The organism is Croceibacterium soli (genome assembly GCF_009828065.1).
Taxonomy (GTDB): domain Bacteria; phylum Pseudomonadota; class Alphaproteobacteria; order Sphingomonadales; family Sphingomonadaceae; genus Croceibacterium_B; species Croceibacterium_B soli.
The window spans coordinates 336,587-350,615 of record NZ_WTYK01000003.1 but is presented as its reverse complement, the minus strand read 5'-3'; the positions used below and the strand labels follow the sequence as shown (position 1 = coordinate 350,615).

The window sequence follows — 14,029 nt, the reverse complement described above, 5'->3', positions numbered from 1 at the left end:
GACGGGGAGAGATGCAGGACTGGGGCGGGCGCGGAAAACGCCTGAAACCCAGACCGATATGAGCCAACGAACGCCACGATCTCCCCTCGAATCGCCTTCTCCGCCCGGCGCGCCGCGCGGAGCCGAACACAAGAGATCGGCCGAACGAGCCGAGACGAGCCATGAGGGAGTGGTCCATGAGAATGAGAGCGGAAGGACGGGCGGTTTACGGCCTCGTCCTCATGACGACAGCAGCGTCGATGGCCTTCGGCGCCGCACCGGCTTTGGCGCAGGACGTCGATTCCGAGACCGAGCTGGATGCCGGCGAGGAACCGGACACCACGATGCCCGACGCCAGCGGCCCCACCACCGAGCGGGGCATCGTCGTCACGGGCTCGCGCATCGCGCGACCGGACTACACGGCGACGAGCCCGATCGTGACGGTCGATGCCGACCTGATCGAGCAGTCGAGCGCCGTGAGCCTGGAAGCCAACCTCAACAAGCTGCCGCAGTTCAGCCCGGCGCTGACCCAGTTCGACACCGCGGATATCCAGCCGAACGCCAACTCCACGCCGGGCGCATCGACGATCAGCCTTCGCCAGCTCGGCTCCAACCGCAATCTCGTCCTGCTCGATGGCCGCCGCGCCACGCCGATCAACGGCACCGGCGTGATCGACATCAACTCGATCCCCTCGGCCGCGATCCAGCGGGTGGAGATCATCACCGGCGGCGCTTCATCGACCTATGGCGCCGATGCTGTCGGCGGCGTGGTCAACTTCATCCTAAAGGAGGATTTCACCGGCGTCGATTTCGACGGCCAGGTCAGCTTCTCGCCGCAGGGTGGCGGAGAGGAATACCGCCTGTCCGCGATCGTCGGCTCCTCGCTCGACGGCGGCCAGGGCAGCGTCCTCCTGGGAATGGAATACTACAAGCGGGAGGAGCTGCTGCGTTCGGACCGCAAGTCCTACCGCGAAGCGCGCGCCGACCCGTTCGTGCGCGGTGAGGAATTCTTCCTGTCGGAGAATTACCTGTCCACCGCCGGTTCGAACCCGTTCGACCGTGCGCTGCTCAACAGCTACTTCCCCAGCCGGCCCGCCGGTGTGAACATCCCGAACAGCACCCCGATCTATTTCAACCCGGATGGTTCGCTGTGGGTGAACACGTCCACCACCGCCAACGGCACCTACCACCCGCTGCTGCTCAACTACAAAGGCGTGCTGGACGACGGGGTCACCCGCAAGATCATCGACACCGGCCTGCTGGAGCAGAATAACCCGGATCGCATCCTGTCCTCCCCGCAGGACCGCTATTCCTTCTTCGCCAAAGGCGATTACGAGGTGGCGCCGTGGGCAACCTTCGTGGGGCAGGCCTACTTCGCCCGTACCGAAACGCGCTCGCTGTCGTTCAACACGGTGCTGCTCGGCTCGACCGGGACCGACATCCCCTACAACGACCAGGTCTACACCGGCAGCCCTTACGCCCCCGAGACGGCCAGCTTCCGGGTTTCCTCTGTCCTGCCGGATGGCACGCCGAACGACCTCAGCGACAACCCGACCAATCCAGACTTCATGGCCGGCGGGCGCTATGGGCTGAACTGCGGGCCGACCGGCGGCTGCACCAACAAGCAGGTCTTCCCGGTTCCGGCGAACATCGCCGCGCTGCTGGACAGCCGTCCCAATCCGAACGCGCCCTGGACCGCGAACTACTCGCTCGACGCGTTCGGACGGCGCGGGGTGAACACCTTCAACAACACCTTCCAGATGCAGCTCGGCTTCGAAGGTGAAATCCCCGGCACCGACTTCACCTGGGACGTGATCGCATCGCATGGCGAAACCGTCGCCAAGACCAACCTCGTCGGCCTCGTCTCGATCGAGCGTTTCCGCACGATCCTCACCTCTCCGAACTTTGGGAGGAACTTCTTCGCCCTGGGCAACAACGGCGCCCGCTATGGCGCCACGGCAAGCTGCGAGACCGGACTTAGCCCGTTCATCGTCAACTCCGCCTTCAGCGCGGACTGCGATCCGGCCACCAGCGCGGACCTGCAGTTCGAGAACCGCATCGTGCAGGATCTCGTGGAAGCGAACCTGCAGGGCGGCCTGTTCGAACTGCCTGCGGGCCAGCTGCGCTTCGCGGTCGGCGGGCAGTACCGCAAGAACTCGATCGAGTTCACCTCCGACAGCTCGGCGTTCGAGGGCTCCTCGTTCTACGAAACCACGACCACGTTCCCGCAGGCGAGCACCGAAGGCTCTACCGCGGTGCGCGAGCTTTATGGCGAGCTGCTGGTTCCCGTGCTCGAAGGCCTGCCGCTGGTGGAGGAGCTCAACCTCGAGCTCGGCTACCGCATGTCGGACTACGATTCGGTGGGCACAATCGGCACCTACAAGATCAACGGCGAGTGGGCGCCGACCAGCTGGCTGCGGTTCCGCGGCGGCTATCAGAAGGCCAGCCGCGCGCCGAACCTGGGCGAGCTGTTCACCGCGCGCACCAACCAGCTCGTGCTGGCGAGCGACGGCGATCCCTGCGCTCCGGAGAACGGCACCTCCCCCCTGCAGTACGGCAACTACTCCGCCAACCCGGACCTCAACCCCGATTCCGCGGCGCAAGTCCGGTCGCTCTGCGAGCAGCTGATGGGGGCGGACGGCGCGGCCGCTTACTACAGCGACTCGCGCACCACCGAGCTGATCGGCAGCCAGTTCTTCACCTCGCTGCTCGCCGGCGCGGACGAACTGCAGGAGGAAACCGCCAAGACTTACACCATCGGCGCGGTGATCTCCGATCTCTCCAGCAACCCCTGGCTCGACCGGCTGCGCCTGTCGGTCGACTACTACAACATCCACCTGACCGACGGCATCTCGCAGCAGGGCATCGATTCGGTGTTCCGCCAGTGCTTCACGCGCGAGTTCAACCCGAACTTCGAGCTCAACAACGCCTGCCGCCGCATCGAGCGGGATTCCGCCAACGGAACGCAGCAGGTGGTCGAGGTGAACTACGACAACCAGGGGGCGGTGAAGACCTCTGGCGTCGACGTGCAGCTCGACTGGGCGCTGCGCTTCGCCGATGCCGAGCTGCCGCTGCCGGGCGCGATCTCGCTCAACGTCAACTTCACGTATCTCGACGAGTTCGCGACCACCCCGGACCAGATCGCCATCCCGCTGACCGACTATGCCGGCACGCTCGGCCCTTCAGCGGCCAACGCGGTCGGGACGCAGTCCGGATCCTACCGTTGGAAGCTGTTCACCCGGCTCAACTACTCGGTCGGACCGGCTTCGGTCGGGCTCCAGTGGCAGCACAAGCCGTCCATCGATTCGGTCGAAGCAGCCACGAACGAGACCACGAACGTCGCGGGCGCCCCGGCCTACGACCTGTTCAACCTGACCGCGCGCTACGAGCTGATGGACTCGATCGCCCTGCGTGCGGGCATCGACAACCTGTTCGACGCCGATCCGCCCTACGTCGGGTACTTCACCGACGATGTGATCGGCGACGGCACGCCCCGTTTCGGGCGGGCGGCCAATCCGTACAACCCCAGCCAGTACGACGTTCTCGGGCGGCGCTTCTACGTCGGCGCCACCGTGAGCTTCTAGCAGGCAGAGCGGCCGGCCGACGGTCGGCCGCGAAGCATGCAGTGGCGGCGGGTCCTTCCTCCCTTAGTGGCCCGCCGCCACTGCTCCCCGAATGGAGACAGGCCGATGATCGCGATCCGCACCCTCGCCGCTGCCGTTCTGGCCGGCACCCTTCTGGCCTCGGGCGCCCATGCGCGCACTGACCATGAGGCCGTGGTCCGCCTGATGGCGGAATGCGCCCGCATCGGAGAGATCGGCGCTCGGGTCGCCTGCTATGACAAAACGATCGAAGCGGCGCAGCTGATCGCGGCAGCGGCGACGGTCCAGGCCGAACCGAAGATCGCCGCCCCGGCCCCTGCGGAGCGGCCGCCTGCCGGCTTCGGCGCCGAAAGCCTGCCAAAGCCGGAGCCGGTGCGTGAGGCGCGGCCTGCCGAAGAGATCGAGGCCCGGGTGCGGACGGCGCGGCAGACCGAACCGGGGCTGTACCTCTTGACGCTGGAGGACGGGGCGCAGTGGCGCTTCGCGGACGCCGCTCCGCCCTCGTACGATCCACCGCGCGCGGGCAGCAAGATCGTGCTGCGTAGCGGCGCCCTGGGCAGCTTCCTCATGCGCTACGCCGACCAGCGCTCGCTCCGGATCCAGCGGGTGAGATGATTACCCGCGCCCTCGCCTGTTCCGAGAGCGGATTGCCCGCCCATCGCACGCCTAAAGACGGACTGATACCATGGCTTTGACTGGAAGATTGCGCCTGCTGGCTTGTGCCGCGGCCCTCGCCCTTGCCCCCGCTGGGGCGAGCCCGACCGCCGCGCAGGACCAGGATCTCACCGTCCTGCCCCCGGTGCCGGACGATTTTGCGCCGTCCAAGACCGCATGGGGCGATCCCGACTTCCGCGGGACCTGGCCGATCTCGCACCTCAACGGCCTGCCGCTGCAGCGCACGCCCGAGCAAGGCAACCGGGTGTTCCTGACCGACGAGGAGTTCGCCCAGCGCGACGAGCGGATCGAAGGCCTGGCGAATCGCTACGACAACGAGGACGCCGGCGACAAGATTGGCCAGGGCCACTGGGTGGAGATGGGCGAGACCAGCCGCCGCACGTCGCTGCTGGTGCAGCCGGCGAACGGCCGGCTGCCGGAGATGACCGCGGAGGGCAAGCGTCTGTCGGCCCTGATGCGGTCGAGCTGGCGTGCCGGTCAGGAGTTCGACTGGGCGACCGACTTCGACAGCTGGGACCGCTGCATCACCCGCGGCCTGCCCGCCTCGATGCTGCCGATGCAGTACAACAACGGCATCCGCCTGTTCCAGGCGCCGGGGCTCGTCGCCATCCAGCTTGAGATGATCCACGAAGTGCGCATCGTACCGGTCGACGGCACGGCGCATGACGTCCCCGCGATCGGCAACTGGATGGGCCGGAGCCGCGGGCATTGGGAGGACGAGAACACCCTCGTCATCGAAACCACCGACTTCCGCCCGGGCCCTTCCGCGACCAACATCGTCACCACCGGATCGCCGCCGGAGAACGACACGCCGATCAGCACCGAGGCGAAGCTCGTCGAGCGGCTGACGATGACCGGGCCTGACACGATCGTCTACGAGATGACCTGGTCGGATCCCGTCATCTTCACCGCCGACTGGGGCGCGCGGCTCGATTGGCAACGACAGGACGATTACGAACTGTTCGAGTACGCCTGCCACGAGGGCAACGTGCAGTTGCGTAATTACGTCACCGCCTCCCGCGCCGAGCGCGCGAAAGCGGCCGCAGCGGAAAAGTAAGGCTCAGCGTTCTTCGGGGAGCGTGTCGCGCTCTAGCTTCGCAGGCGGTCGACGCTTTCGAGCGGCTCGATGACGACCTGAGCGGCCGGCTCGGGCTCGTCCAGCCGGGCGGTCATGAGATCGATCATCGCGTGCATCTGCTCGACGTCGTCGGCACTCAGGTCCTGCAGCAAGTGGCTCCGCAGGCGATCGTAGACGCGGAAGATCTCCGCGAGAACGGCCTCGCCTTTCGGCGAGATGGACAGCAGGTTGACCCGCCGGTCGTTCGGGTCTGGCGTGCGTTCCACCAGGCCTTCCTTGCCCAGTATGTCGATCATACGGGTGACGGTGGCCGCCTCGACCCTCAGCCGGCGAGCCAGGTCGGTCTGCGACTTCGGTCCCTGCATGTTCAGGATCGCGCTCAGCATCTCCATGCGCGCGGTGCTCTGGTCGATCCGGCGCAAGGCTTCGTCGAGTTGATTGCGGAAGCGGCGGACCATCAGGACCAGCTTGATCAGCAGGGAGATGTCCCGCGTCGTGCCGCCTTCGCGATAGATGTCGAAAGTGCTCTTTGGAGGGCGATGGGGCACGGGATCTCTTACTGGATAGGAGCCGCACGGACGTGCGGGAGGCGGAATGTGACACGATGTTGTGACCGCCCGGCCCCAGCGTCAACCAGATAAAGTCAACGATTGCGGGGTAGCGCAAACCGGCCCGGTCCGGGACGGTCTGTCCGTTCCGGACCGGCCCGGGCCGGAGGATCTGGTGCGACTCAGGCCGCTCGCATTCGGTCGCGTTGATCGGCCACTTCGGCGTCGGCTTCCGCCGCGTCGAGTTCGAGGCCGTAGCGCCGGGCGAGCACCAGCTCGCCGCCGCGGGCGCGGCAGAACGTCGGGCTGATCTCGCCCGTCTCGCGGAAGCCCAGCTTGCGCAGCACGCGGCCGGACGCGGGGTTGTCGAGATAGTGGTCCGCCTGGACCCGCCGGTGGCCCAGCGCGCGGACGACCTCCAGGGCTGCCCGGCCCGCCTCCGTGGCATAGCCGCGGCCCCAGTGGTCGCGGGCGATCCAGAAGCCCATGTCGAGTCCACCGTCGGCACGCTTGAAGCCGACGGTGCCGATGATCGGCGCGCCTTTGGCGCCCGGCAGGGTCACGACGAAGCGCGGGGCCAGCGGATCGACCGGCGCGGCGCAGAACGCCTCCGCATCCTGCCGGAGATAGGGCCACGGCGCGCTGGCCAGCATCGAAACGATGCCGGCGTCGCAGATCGCTTCGTAGAGTTCCCGGCTGTCTTCCGGGAACGCCGGCCGCAGGAACAACCTGCCGCTACGGATGAACATCGTCTCTCTCCTTCGCCCCCGCCCGGCGCCCTACTCGGGTTCCGTGACAGGTTGGTTGCGAGGGAGAATCAAAAAGGGAGACGGGCTGGCCCATCTCCCTCGACTTGCCGGATTTTAAGACCGGCTGGGCCATCCCGGTGGATGACCCCTTTGCTGGTCATCCGATTATTCTGCGGCTTCCGCCATAATGTCGACCGACACGTACTTGCGGCCTTGCTTGCCGCCGTGGAATCGCACGCGGCCCGCGCCAAGCGCGAACAGGGTGTGGTCCTTGCCGATGCCGACATTGGTGCCCGGATAGACGCGGGTGCCGCGCTGACGCACGATGATGTTGCCGCCGATCACTTCCTGACCGCCGAACTTCTTCACGCCGAGGCGACGGCCGGCCGAGTCGCGACCGTTGCGGGATGAACCGCCTGCTTTCTTATGTGCCATCTCGATCTACTCCGTCTCGGCTCTTACTTCTCTTCCGCCTTCTTCGCCGGTGCCTTCTTGGCGGCCGGCTTCTTGGCGGTGGTCTTCTCTTCGGTGGCGCTGACGGCCTCGGCCTGCTGGGCCGGTTCCGCCTTCGCCTTGGTCTCTGCCTTCACCGGGGCTTCTTCAGCCTTCGGCGCGGCTTCCGCCGTCGGAGCAGCGGTCTTCTCGAACTTCGAATCGCCGACCTGGACGATGCGCAGCAGGGTCATCTGCTGGCGGTGCCCGGCCTTGCGGCGGTAGTTGTGCCGCCGGCGCTTCTTGAACACCGTGACCTTTTCGCTCTTCGCCTGAGCGATGATCTCGGCCGCAACCGTTAGACCGGCCACGTCCTTGATCTCGCCGCCATCGCCGGCCAGCAGAACGTCACCCAACTGGATCGTGTCGCCGGCGTCACCCGCCAGCTTCTCGACTGCGATTTTGTCTCCGGCGGAAACGCGATATTGCTTGCCGCCCGTGCGCACTACTGCGAACATGGTCACCTAATCCGTTCGTATCGACTGCCGCCCTCACCGGTCTGCGCCGGCACGAACGACAAAAAAGGGCGCCGAGCTGGGCGCCGGAAAGAGCGCAGCCGTTAGGCCAAGAGCTTGTGGCTGTCAACGCCCAGCACAGGCAATTTCGCCCGATCGACGCTGGAAAGCGGTCATGGGCCGGGCTAAGCCACAAGCATGTTGCCGCGCTCCTTCGCTCCCCTCGCCCTCGCCGGCCTCGCCGCCTGCTCGACACCTTCGGGGGAGTACCCGAGCCTGGCGATCCGCGATGCGGAGCGCGTTTCCGGCACCATTCCCGCGCCGGCCCCCTTTGTGCCCTCGGCCACTCCTGCGCCCGTGCTCGACCGGCTCGCTGGCCTGACCCGCGATGCCGCCTCGGCCCACGCGGCGTTCCAGAACCAGGCGCCGGCGGCCCGCCGCACCGTTTCCGCCGCCCGAGGGGCGGGGGTTGGCAGCGAGAACTGGGCCCAGGCGCAGGTCGCGCTGGCGGGACTGGAAGCGGCGCGCAGCCAGGCGATGATCGCGCTGGCCGATCTCGACCGGATCTATGTCGACGCGGCGGTGGAAGGGACGGAGCTGGAGCGGATCGCGGCGGCACGCCAGCGAGTCGCCGATATGGTCGAGGCGGAGAGCGCCCTGATCGCGGAACTCGCCGCGGCCCTACGCTAGCCCCAGCGGGCCAGGTCCGCGTGATCCTCGGCTCGCGGTTCGATCCAGTGCCAGGCGCCGGCGCGCTTCTCCCGCTTCCAGAACCAGGCGTCGGACTTGAGGTGGTCCATCGCGAAATCCACCGCCTCGATCGCCGCGCGGCGATGGTGGGCGGCGGCCGAGGCCAGCACAATCGGCTCGCCGGGGCGCATTTCGCCGACTCGGTGAACGATGAGGATCCCCATCAGCTCGAACCGTTCCAGCGCCCGGTCGGCCAGGGCGTTCATCCCGGCAAGCGTCAGCGGCTCGTAATGCGACAGCTCCAGCGCCTCCACAGCCTCGTCAGCGCGGACCGCGCCGACAAACGTGCAGATCCCGCCGAGCCCCGGATGGGCCTGCGCGAACGGCTCGAGGAACTGCCCGGGAGCGAAAGCTTCGGCCAGCAGTCGAACGTCCTTCATGCGCTCAGCCCCCGGAAACGGGCGGCAGCAGCGCGACCTCGTCGCCATCCTTTGCGCTGAGCGCCGTCTTGTCGGAAAGCACCGCGCCGTTGACGGCGACCTTCACCTTCTCGCCCGCCAGCGCATCGCCAAGTTCGGCCCCGAGAGTGCCGACTAGCGCCTGCCAATCGAGCGGCGCCTCGACCTCGCGCTCGGGCGCGCCCGCCAGATCGGCCAGCTTGCCGAGGAACACCAGTTTGACGGGCACTGTCAGCCTCCGGTGAGCGACATGTGCCGCGGCTGAGCCGGCCCCGCACCCCGTTCGATCAGGAAGTGGTGCCGTTCGGGCTTGATCCGCATCGCTTCGTCGAGAGCCTCGGCGAGCCGGGCGTCGGGCGCATCCGAGCGTAGCGCGGCGCGCAAGTCCACCTGCTCGGCGCCGCCGAGGCAGGCATAGAGCTGGCCGGTGGCGGTGACGCGGATGCGGTTGCAGCCGGCGCAGAAGTTGTTCGTCAGCGGCGTGATCAGGCCGAGGCGGCCGCCGGTCTCCGCAACATCGAAATAACGAGCCGGTCCGCCGGAGCGGTGATCCGAAGGCGTCAGCGTCCAGCGGGCTGCCAGCGCATCCTGTACGGCGGTCAGCGGCAGGTAGTGGTCGACCCGCTCCCCATCCACTTCGCCCAGCGGCATGACTTCGATCAAGGTGATCTCGTGGCCGTGGGCATGGGCCCACTCGACAAGGAACGGGATCTCCTCCTCGTTCAGGCCCTTGAGCGCGACGGTGTTGAGCTTGACCTTGAGCCCGGCGTCCTTGGCCGCGGCGATCCCGCGCAGCACGTGGTTCAGCCGGTCGCGGCGGGAGAGCTCCTGGAACAGCGTGCCGTCCATCGTGTCGAGCGAGACGTTGATGCGGCGGATTCCGGCAGCGGCCAGATCCTCGGCGAACTTCTCGAGCTGGGTGCCGTTGGTGGTGAGCGTCAGTTCCTCCAGCCCGTCGCCCAGCTTGCGGCCGAGCGCGTGGACCAGCTCGATCACGTCGCGCCGCACCAGCGGCTCGCCGCCGGTCAGGCGGATCTTCGAGATACCCCGGTCAATGAACGCCAGCGCGAGCTTGTGCAGCTCTTCTAGGCTGAGCACTTCCTTGCGCGGCAGGAACTGCATCTGCTCCGGCATGCAATAGCTGCAGCGCAAGTCGCAGCGATCCGTCACCGACAGGCGCAGATAGCTGATCCGCCGGTTGAAGGCGTCCACAAGGGGTTTGCTGCAGCTCATTATCCGGCCAATCTAGTCCTTTGCGCCGCTTTTGCCATCCACCGCGAGCAATTGCCCGGTAATTCCCGGCGCCTGCTCCAGCCAGGCGAGCGCTTCGGCCACCGCGCTTTCGTCGTCCCCGGCAACCGCGTTGACCCGCCTCGGCGCCGCCTCACGCGCCAGATCCTGCACAGCCGCCAGGCGCCAAGCCCGGTGATCGTGGGGCGCCGGAGGGAAGATCAGGACCAAATCCTCCCCGGGACGGGGAGGTGGCGCCGGCCGCAGGCCGGTGACGGAGGGGGCTCGCCTCTCTTGCAACGGCGGTAGTTGCCGCGGGCCCCCTCCACCATGCTGCGCATGGTCCCCCTCCCCGTCCCGGGGAGGATCTGAGAGGCCCAAATCAGCCCTGATGGCGGGAAGGAACCGCGCGTAGAACTCGGCCGCCGCCGCAAGCGCTCCCTCCGGCAACGGACCGACCCTGAAGGCGGCCATCACCGCCGCTCGCGCGTCAACGTTATGCCGATCTGCTCTTCACCGACGCTAAGGGCGAGTTTGACAATTTTGACGCTGACTTCCTCGACCCGCTCATCCTGCAGGAACAGCGTCTCGCAGATATGGTCGGCCACGGCCTCGATCAGCTTGAAGTGCACTCCCTCCGGCAGCGCTTCCGAAGCGGCGAACTTCAGGTCCATGTAGTTCTTGCTGGCGTCGAGCGGCGTATCCGCTTCGTAGCGGGCGATCGGCTTCAGCTTGATGCGGATGGTGAAGCGCAGCGGCTGCGGGCGGCCGGTCTCCTCCGAGTAGATCCCCGTGTGCACCATGTGCACGAAATCCGCGAGTTCGAGATAGAGCGAATCGGCCATGGGCTGCGTTACTCCGGATTGGACCAGCGGGCGAAAATCGCGGTCGGTAGAAGCCGTCCCTCCGTCCGATTACCCTGAGCCTGTCGAAGGGCTTCCTCGCGCACTGCGAGATCGCCGTGCTCGATCGTGCCGGGCAGTTCGGCGAAGTGCTCCGCCAGCAGGCCGGCGAGCGCCAGGCTGCTCATGCGAACGGCATAGACGGTCAGGAACAGGAACCGGCTGTCGGCGTCGAGCAGCTGCCGGCAGTCGGCGATCAGCGGCGGCAGCCCTTCCTCGAGCCGCCAGGTCTCGTTCTTCGGACCGCGCCCAAACTTGGGCGGGTCGAGGATGATCCCGTCGTAGCGGCTCCCGCGCCGCACCTCGCGCGCGGTGAACTTCGCGGCGTCGTCCACCAGCCAGCGGATCGGGCGTTCCGCCATGCCGGAGAGGGCGGCATTCTCGCGCGCCTGGGCGACCGACTTCTTGCTGGCATCGACGTGGGTGACCGGGCCGCACTCGCTCAGCGCCAGAGTGCCGACGCCGGTGTAGCCGAACAGGTTGAGGGTACCGCGTCGTCCCGGGCTCGACCCGGGACCGCTGGCCTCCAGGTCGGCCGGCGCGGGCACCGGTCCCGGATCAAGTCCGGGACGACGCAATTGCCCCCGCATCCAGCTCCACACCGGTGCCATGTCCGGGAAGAAGCCTAGATGACGGAACGGCGTGCATTGCGCGGTGAAGCGCACCTGGTTCCAGGAGAGCGGCCAGCCCTCCGGCGGCACGTCGCGTTCGAAGTGCCAGCGCCCGCCGCCGTCCTCGTCCGAACCGGGCACGAACTCGCCGTCGGCCTGCCAGTCGTCCAGGCGCGGAGACCACATCGCCTGCGGCTCGGGGCGGATGAAGCGATGGGGGCCGTAGCGCTCCAGCTTGCGGCCGTGACCGCTGTCGACCAGGCCGTAGTCGGCCCATTCGCTCCCCTCCAGGAGGATCGGCTGCTCGATCAGGCTGGCCATGGCGCTGTTCGTTTCGCACGCAGAGGCGCGGAGGCGCGGAGGGGGAGTACATCAGGTATTTTCGTCTTCCCCGCGAGAGCGGGGATCCCGCTGCCTTCCGGCGCAGCGCTCGAAGAAAAGCGGGGCCCCCGCTTTCGCGGGGGTGACGACGAGAAGGGCAGCGCCCCTCTGCGTCTCCGCGCCTCTGCATGAGCAAACACCATCAGCGGGAGGGAGTCGCGTGCTCCGCGACGTAGGCGGTGACGGCTTCGTATTCGCCGGGGAGTTCGACGTAGCTCTCGTCGCGCTCGAACAAGTCGCCCATCCGCGCGGGCAACGGCGGGCGCAGGCCGGTCGCGCGCTCTACGGCATCGCGGAACTTGGCGGGATGGGCCGTTGCCAGCGTCACCACGGGAACGTCGCCCGGGAGATCGGCCTCGCGCGCGGCGTGGAGGCCGATCGCGGTGTGCGGATCGATCACCTCGCCGCACGACTCGTAAGCCCAGCGCATCGCCTGGCTCATCTGGTCGGCATCGGCGCTGGTGCTGCTGAACAGCGTGGCCGCGCCTTCGCGCTGGGCGTTGGTCAGCCGCATCGCCTTGCTAGCTTCGAAGCCGCGCATCTGTTCGGCCAGCGCCAAGCCGTCGCGGCCGCCTACGTCGAACAGCAGCCGCTCGAAGTTGGAGCTGACTTGGATATCCATCGACGGGGCCGCGGTCGGCGTGACGGTGCCGGTCGAATAGTCCCCGGCGGAGAGCGCGCGGTGGAGGATGTCGTTGACGTTGGTGGCGACGATCAGCCGCTCGATCGGCAGGCCCATGCGCGCGGCGACATGGCCGGCGAAGACGTCGCCGAAATTGCCGGTCGGCACGCTGAAAGCCACCTTCCGCGCCGGTCCGCCGAGCTGCAGCGCGGCGGCGAAGTAGTAAACCACCTGCGCCATCAGCCGCGCCCAGTTGATCGAGTTCACCGCGCTGATGCGGAAGCGGCCGGTCAGCTCGGTATCGCCGAACACCCGCTTCACCATCGCCTGGGCATCGTCGAAGCTGCCCTCGATGGCGATGTTGTGGACGTTGGGCGCCTTGACGGTCGTCATCTGGCGCCGCTGGACGTCGCTCACCCGTCCATTGGGATGGAGCATGAAGATGTCGATCCGCTCGCGGCCGGCGACGGCGTCGATCGCGGCCGAACCGGTGTCGCCGCTGGTGGCGCCGACGATCGTCAGGCGCTCATCGCGGCGGGAGAGGAATTCCTCGAACAGCAGCCCGAGCAGTTGCAGCGCCACGTCCTTGAACGCGAGCGTGGGGCCGTGGAACAACTCCAGCAGCCAGTTGCGCTCGTCGAGCTGCGCCAGCGGAGTGACCGCGGCGTGGGCGAAGCGGCCGTAGGCCTGCTCGCACAGCTCGCGCAGGCGCTCGGGCGCCAGGCTGTCGCCGACGAACGGCTTCATCACGCGCGCGGCGAGCTCCGCATACGGGAGCCCGCGCATTGCGGCGATCTCGTCGAGCGAGAAGCGCGGCCATTCGCGCGGAACGTAAAGGCCGCCGTCGGACGCCAGCCCGGCCAGCGTCGCGCCTTCGAAATCGAGCGGCCCATTAACAGGTAACTGGGCGCTGCCGCGTGTCGAGATGTATTCCATGCAGCAGGGCGGTTAGCCGCACGCCGCGCGCCGGGCAAGCAATGGGGGCTAGGCGGGCGTAAAGTCTCCGTTCTGGCGGGCCTGCCGATCCCTCGATGTCGCGCCCTCGTCCTTCGACAAGCTCAGGACGAACGGACCTTTTGCTTGGAACCCACCTGCCGGTGGGGATTCGCCGGGTCACAAACTCTCCGTTCGTGGTGAGCTTGTCGAACCACGGAAGGCGCGCCCTATCGTCCTTCGACAGGCTCAGGACGAACGGATGTGGATTGGACGCCCTCCAACTCTCGCTTGAGCCGATTGAGCCCCGCCGCCGCGCCGGCAGCGTGCGGGCCGATCCAGCGCTCGTGGATCGTCTGGATGGGCATTGCGTCGAGATAGTTGAACCGCTCCCGCCCCTTGCGCACCGGCACGACCAGCCCTGCCTCCTCCAGAATCCTGAGGTGCTGCATCACCGTGCAGCGGTCGAGCTGCGGGAACGCGGCGCAAAGCTGCTTGGTCGTCAGCGGGCGGAGCTTGAGCTCGTCGCAGATCCCGCGCCGCACGGCATTGGCCAGCGCCTTGAAAACGGCATCGAACTGGTCTTCGGTTGACATGTTATGATTTTATAACATAACTCGCAGC

General features: G+C 67.4%; 16 protein-coding genes. 4 read left to right on the top strand and 12 right to left on the bottom strand.

The window, feature by feature from the left end; all coding sequences use genetic code 11:
* Window positions 1-176: 176 nt before the first annotated feature.
* The 3 genes from GRI75_RS07480 (at window position 177) to GRI75_RS07470 (ending at window position 5,313) form a co-directional block, all read left to right on the top strand.
* Window positions 177-3,563, top strand: a complete 3,387-nt coding sequence (locus GRI75_RS07480) for a TonB-dependent receptor domain-containing protein (RefSeq protein WP_160746330.1) — start codon at window positions 177-179, stop codon at window positions 3,561-3,563.
* 105 nt (window positions 3,564-3,668) lie between these two features.
* The gene (locus GRI75_RS07475) at window positions 3,669-4,196 is read left to right on the top strand and encodes a hypothetical protein (RefSeq protein ID WP_160746329.1); all 528 of its coding nucleotides are present in this window, start codon (window positions 3,669-3,671) and stop codon (window positions 4,194-4,196) included.
* 70 nt (window positions 4,197-4,266) lie between these two features.
* The gene (locus tag GRI75_RS07470; protein WP_160746328.1) at window positions 4,267-5,313 is read left to right on the top strand and encodes a hypothetical protein; all 1,047 of its coding nucleotides are present in this window, start codon (window positions 4,267-4,269) and stop codon (window positions 5,311-5,313) included.
* A 32-nt stretch (window positions 5,314-5,345) separates the two neighbouring features.
* On the opposite strand, the gene GRI75_RS07465 is transcribed toward GRI75_RS07470, so the two are convergent.
* The 4 genes from GRI75_RS07465 to rplU all read right to left on the bottom strand — a co-directional run bounded on the left by GRI75_RS07465 (window position 5,346) and on the right by rplU (window position 7,581).
* Window positions 5,346-5,882, bottom strand: a complete 537-nt coding sequence (locus GRI75_RS07465; protein WP_160746327.1) for a MarR family winged helix-turn-helix transcriptional regulator — start codon at window positions 5,880-5,882, stop codon at window positions 5,346-5,348.
* Window positions 5,883-6,064: 182 nt separating this feature from the next.
* The gene (locus tag GRI75_RS07460) at window positions 6,065-6,631 is read right to left on the bottom strand and encodes a GNAT family N-acetyltransferase (protein WP_160746326.1); all 567 of its coding nucleotides are present in this window, start codon (window positions 6,629-6,631) and stop codon (window positions 6,065-6,067) included.
* A 165-nt stretch (window positions 6,632-6,796) separates the two neighbouring features.
* A complete protein-coding gene (gene rpmA, locus GRI75_RS07455) occupies window positions 6,797-7,066 on the bottom strand; it encodes a 50S ribosomal protein L27 (protein ID WP_160746325.1) in 270 nt (89 codons plus the stop codon).
* A 23-nt stretch (window positions 7,067-7,089) separates the two neighbouring features.
* Window positions 7,090-7,581 carry a 50S ribosomal protein L21 gene (rplU, locus tag GRI75_RS07450; RefSeq protein WP_160746324.1) on the bottom strand — a complete coding sequence of 164 codons (492 nt, stop codon included), beginning with the start codon at window positions 7,579-7,581 and terminating at the stop codon, window positions 7,090-7,092.
* A gap of 195 nt (window positions 7,582-7,776) precedes the next feature.
* On the opposite strand from rplU, the gene GRI75_RS07445 reads away from it, so the two are divergent.
* The gene (locus tag GRI75_RS07445) at window positions 7,777-8,268 is read left to right on the top strand and encodes a hypothetical protein (RefSeq protein WP_160746323.1); all 492 of its coding nucleotides are present in this window, start codon (window positions 7,777-7,779) and stop codon (window positions 8,266-8,268) included.
* On the opposite strand, the gene GRI75_RS07440 is transcribed toward GRI75_RS07445, so the two are convergent.
* The 8 genes from GRI75_RS07440 to GRI75_RS07405 all read right to left on the bottom strand — a co-directional run bounded on the left by GRI75_RS07440 (window position 8,265) and on the right by GRI75_RS07405 (window position 14,001).
* Complete coding sequence (locus GRI75_RS07440; protein WP_160746322.1) at window positions 8,265-8,708, bottom strand: molybdenum cofactor biosynthesis protein MoaE; 444 nt, start codon at window positions 8,706-8,708, stop codon at window positions 8,265-8,267. The two genes, GRI75_RS07445 and GRI75_RS07440, sit on opposite strands and share 4 nt — an antisense overlap.
* Before the next feature lie 4 nt (window positions 8,709-8,712).
* On the bottom strand, window positions 8,713-8,955 hold the full coding sequence (locus GRI75_RS07435) for a MoaD/ThiS family protein (RefSeq protein ID WP_160746321.1): 243 nt from the start codon (window positions 8,953-8,955) through the stop codon (window positions 8,713-8,715).
* A gap of 2 nt (window positions 8,956-8,957) precedes the next feature.
* Entirely contained in the window at window positions 8,958-9,959 is a 1,002-nt protein-coding gene (gene moaA, locus GRI75_RS07430; protein ID WP_160746320.1) for a GTP 3',8-cyclase MoaA, read from the bottom strand.
* A gap of 12 nt (window positions 9,960-9,971) precedes the next feature.
* Window positions 9,972-10,187, bottom strand: a complete 216-nt coding sequence (locus GRI75_RS07425; RefSeq protein WP_160746319.1) for a Rossmann fold domain-containing protein — start codon at window positions 10,185-10,187, stop codon at window positions 9,972-9,974.
* 242 nt (window positions 10,188-10,429) lie between these two features.
* Complete coding sequence (locus GRI75_RS07420) at window positions 10,430-10,801, bottom strand: dihydroneopterin aldolase (protein WP_160746318.1); 372 nt, start codon at window positions 10,799-10,801, stop codon at window positions 10,430-10,432.
* 8 nt (window positions 10,802-10,809) lie between these two features.
* A complete protein-coding gene (locus GRI75_RS07415) occupies window positions 10,810-11,790 on the bottom strand; it encodes a class I SAM-dependent methyltransferase (protein WP_160746317.1) in 981 nt (326 codons plus the stop codon).
* Between the two features lie 202 nt (window positions 11,791-11,992).
* A complete protein-coding gene (gene thrC, locus GRI75_RS07410) occupies window positions 11,993-13,408 on the bottom strand; it encodes a threonine synthase (protein ID WP_160746316.1) in 1,416 nt (471 codons plus the stop codon).
* A 227-nt stretch (window positions 13,409-13,635) separates the two neighbouring features.
* Window positions 13,636-14,001, bottom strand: coding sequence for an ArsR/SmtB family transcription factor (locus GRI75_RS07405; RefSeq protein ID WP_160746315.1), 366 nt, complete (start codon window positions 13,999-14,001; stop codon window positions 13,636-13,638).
* Window positions 14,002-14,029 lie beyond the last annotated feature (28 nt).

Coding starts and splice junctions, on each gene's coding strand:
- thrC (WP_160746316.1), bottom strand. CDS start 13,408: ATGGAATACATCTCGACACGCGGCAGCGCCCAGTTACCTGTTAATGGG.
- GRI75_RS07420 (WP_160746318.1), bottom strand. CDS start 10,801: ATGGCCGATTCGCTCTATCTCGAACTCGCGGATTTCGTGCACATGGTG.
- GRI75_RS07445 (WP_160746323.1), top strand. CDS start 7,777: ATGTTGCCGCGCTCCTTCGCTCCCCTCGCCCTCGCCGGCCTCGCCGCC.
- GRI75_RS07405 (WP_160746315.1), bottom strand. CDS start 14,001: ATGTCAACCGAAGACCAGTTCGATGCCGTTTTCAAGGCGCTGGCCAAT.
- GRI75_RS07470 (WP_160746328.1), top strand. CDS start 4,267: ATGGCTTTGACTGGAAGATTGCGCCTGCTGGCTTGTGCCGCGGCCCTC.
- moaA (WP_160746320.1), bottom strand. CDS start 9,959: ATGAGCTGCAGCAAACCCCTTGTGGACGCCTTCAACCGGCGGATCAGC.
- GRI75_RS07460 (WP_160746326.1), bottom strand. CDS start 6,631: ATGTTCATCCGTAGCGGCAGGTTGTTCCTGCGGCCGGCGTTCCCGGAA.
- GRI75_RS07480 (WP_160746330.1), top strand. CDS start 177: ATGAGAATGAGAGCGGAAGGACGGGCGGTTTACGGCCTCGTCCTCATG.
- rplU (WP_160746324.1), bottom strand. CDS start 7,581: ATGTTCGCAGTAGTGCGCACGGGCGGCAAGCAATATCGCGTTTCCGCC.
- GRI75_RS07415 (WP_160746317.1), bottom strand. CDS start 11,790: ATGGCCAGCCTGATCGAGCAGCCGATCCTCCTGGAGGGGAGCGAATGG.
- GRI75_RS07475 (WP_160746329.1), top strand. CDS start 3,669: ATGATCGCGATCCGCACCCTCGCCGCTGCCGTTCTGGCCGGCACCCTT.
- GRI75_RS07440 (WP_160746322.1), bottom strand. CDS start 8,708: ATGAAGGACGTTCGACTGCTGGCCGAAGCTTTCGCTCCCGGGCAGTTC.
- rpmA (WP_160746325.1), bottom strand. CDS start 7,066: ATGGCACATAAGAAAGCAGGCGGTTCATCCCGCAACGGTCGCGACTCG.